The organism is Kitasatospora sp. NPDC059803 (assembly GCF_042732255.1).
Lineage (GTDB): Bacteria > Actinomycetota > Actinomycetes > Streptomycetales > Streptomycetaceae > Kitasatospora.
The window spans coordinates 3,381-6,153 of record NZ_JBHWIJ010000403.1; the positions used below are offsets into that span (position 1 = coordinate 3,381).

Annotated in this window: 2 protein-coding genes; both read right to left on the reverse strand. The window is 72.4% G+C overall.

From position 1 onward, the window contains the following. The coding region (locus ACFV6I_RS36630; RefSeq protein WP_380430313.1) for a DUF5825 family protein at positions 1–703 on the reverse strand (703 nt) is incomplete at its 3' end. Between the two features lie 52 nt (positions 704–755). Then, positions 756–2,773 (reverse strand): RiPP maturation radical SAM C-methyltransferase (locus tag ACFV6I_RS36635; protein WP_380430316.1); only part of this gene is annotated, 2,018 nt, incomplete at its 5' end.

Here is a 2,773-nt window from a genome sequence, read left to right on the forward strand (position 1 = left end):
CCGCGGCCACATACACGGACCGCGAGGGTATGGGCCCGCGCCCCACCCGCAGGGTCTGCACCCCGGCGCGGCGGGCATGTAGGGCGATCAGGCCGGCCGCGGCGAAGTCCTGGTGGACGGCGTCCGGCAGCCGGCCGACCTCGACGCCCTCGGCCAGCGCCTCGACCTGCGCCAGGTGGCCCGGCTCGTCGATGGTGAACAGCTCCAGCGTCCCGAACCGGCGGTCGCGCACCTCGACGAAGCCGGGGCCGCGCCGGAAGACGCACTTGCTCGGGTAGTACGTGGCGCGCCAGTCGGCGACGACGTCCTGGGGGCCGCCGGTCAACTGCTCGGGCGGGTACAGATGGTGGAACCGGCGCTGCGCCGCGCAGCCGTCCGTGCAGTCGGCCTGCCAGAGCACGGCCAGCCCCTGCCCGGTCGCCTCGCGCAGCAGCATCAGCGCCCGCGCGGAGGCCGCCGGCGCGTCCGCGCAGAGCCGCACCGGCTCGGTCAGCCGCAGGCAGCGGACCCCGGCGCGGTGCAGCTCGGTGACCTCTGCCTCCGCCGGGCCGGACAGGGTGCGGCGACCGAGTGCGAAGCCCGGCAACTCCCTGGCGGCGGGGTCGTAGTCGAGCCAGAGCTCGACCTCCGGGCCGGCCGCGCGCCAGGAGGCGGCATCGGCCCCTCCCGCAACGGCCCCTCCAGGATCGGCCCTTCCCGCCACGGTCCTTCCCGCAACGGCCTTTCCAGCATCGGCCGTTCCGGCATCGGTCCGTTCAGCCGATCGTGACGGCATCGAGCACCTCCTCGGCGCGAGGGCGGGCGGCGGCGGGGCCGTGCCGGTGCTGCATCCGCATCAGCACCTGGTTGTCGGACTCGACGGCGACCTGGAGGAAGCTGTCCCCGTCGTGGAACAGCAGGCCCAGCGCGGTGAAGCGCTCCAGCATCGGCCCGACCGCCGCCGCGCCGCCGGGGACCTTGGCGGCCAGCGCGGCGGTCGAGCGGGGCTGGTTCAGCAGCCGGAAGGCGGCGAGCTCCACCGGATCGGTCAGCTCGACCACCCGCCAGTCGTACTCGGGGCGGGTGTTGACGAGCGCGATCCGGCCGCCCGCGTCCCGGTAGCTGAGCCGGCTGTCGGGGAACCGTGCGATCCAGGTGTCCACCGCCGCGCTCAGCCGCTCCGCGAGGTCGCCGCCGATCCCGCGTGGTGGCGCGCTGAACACGTAGGCCAGTTCGGCCAGTTCGCTCTGCGGCAGGCGGTAGGTCGCGCCGTACTGGAAGGCCGGCCGGGTGATCGCGAAGCCCAGCTCGGGCCGGTCGAAGTACGGGCTGAACCGCTCGATCGCGATCCGTCCGGCTCCGGTCGGCGGGTCCAGGTGGTGCAGCAGGGGCAGTTGGCGGATCACCGACTCGTAGTCGGCCGGCTGCTCGCCCGGGAAGCCGTAGAGGTAGTTCCAGCTCACCGACACTCCGGCGCTCTGCGCGTCCCGCAGCGCGCGGACGTTCTGGCAGCCCGTCACCCCCTTGTCCATGATCCGCAGGACCCGGGTGCTCAGGCTCTCGATGCCGGGCTGCACCTGGGCCGCGCCCGAGTCGCCGAGGAGCTGGAACTGGTGGCGGCGCAGGTTGGCCTTGATCTCGAAGTGCAGCCGCAGGTCGACCGGGAGTTCGGCCAGCGACTTGAGGACGGTGTCGAAGTAGCCCATGTCCAGGATGTTGTCGACCACGTAGACGTCCAACAGCTGGTGGCGTTCGGCGAGCGTGAGCACCTCGGCGAGGAAGTCCGTCGGCGGTTTGGAGCGGAACTCCATCGAGGAGCCGTTGAGCCCGCAGAAGGTGCAGTGGTGCTTCTCGCCCCACCAGCAGCCCCGGGAGCCCTCGACGACCAGCTTGGGATCGACCCAGCCGGCCGCGACGGAGGCGTCGAGCCGCTCGTAGAAGCCGTCGTAGCGGGGCGCCAGGATCGCCGCGGGCGGCAGTGGACGCCTCGTCATCTCGTTGGCCGTCGACGTCCCGGAGTCGTCCCGCCAGCAGAGCCCGGGGACGGCGGAGAGGTCGCCGCCTTCAAGGAGCGCCGGGAAGGCGGCCTCGCCCTCGCCGCGCACCACGTAGTCCAGGAAGGGGAAGTTGCGGTGCAGCGCGGCGCCCTGCGGACCGTCGCAGTTCGCGCCGCCGAACACCGTGCGCACCTGCGGGCACCGCTGCTTGAGCAGCTTCGCGGCGGCGAGGCTCGCCGTGTTCTGCTGGAAGGTGGTGGTGAAGCCGACCAAGTCCGGTGGGTCGGCGGCGAGTTCGTCGACCAGTCGGGCGATGAACGCGGGGGCGATCGCGCGGGTGGCCCGGGTCAGTGCGATCTCCTGCTCGCTCGCACCGCTGGTGGCCAGGTACTCGAAGTAGGGCGCGAACTCGCCGTCGAGGTCATCGATGTCGCTGTCGTCGCCGTCGCCGTCGATGCCGGCCTCGATGCCGGGGGCCGGGCCGTCGTCACCGTACAGCGCGCCGGCGAACGCCCAGTCGCCCGCGCCCTGGAAGTAGGACTTCTCGGAGAAGTACTGGTAGTCGTCCACGCCGAAACCCGCGGTCTCGGCGGCCCAGTCCACGAAGTCCAGGTTGGCGTACCGCACTTCGACCTGGTGGCCGGCTCGTGCGGCAGCGGTGTGCATGATCCCGAGCGCCAGCGACGGCACGTCGATCGCGCCCCAGGGCATGTGCAGCAGGACGATACGCATGGTGGCCACTTCTGTTGTTCGCCGGCGGTCGGTGAGGTGTCGCTCCGGGGCACCGCAGGCGCCCC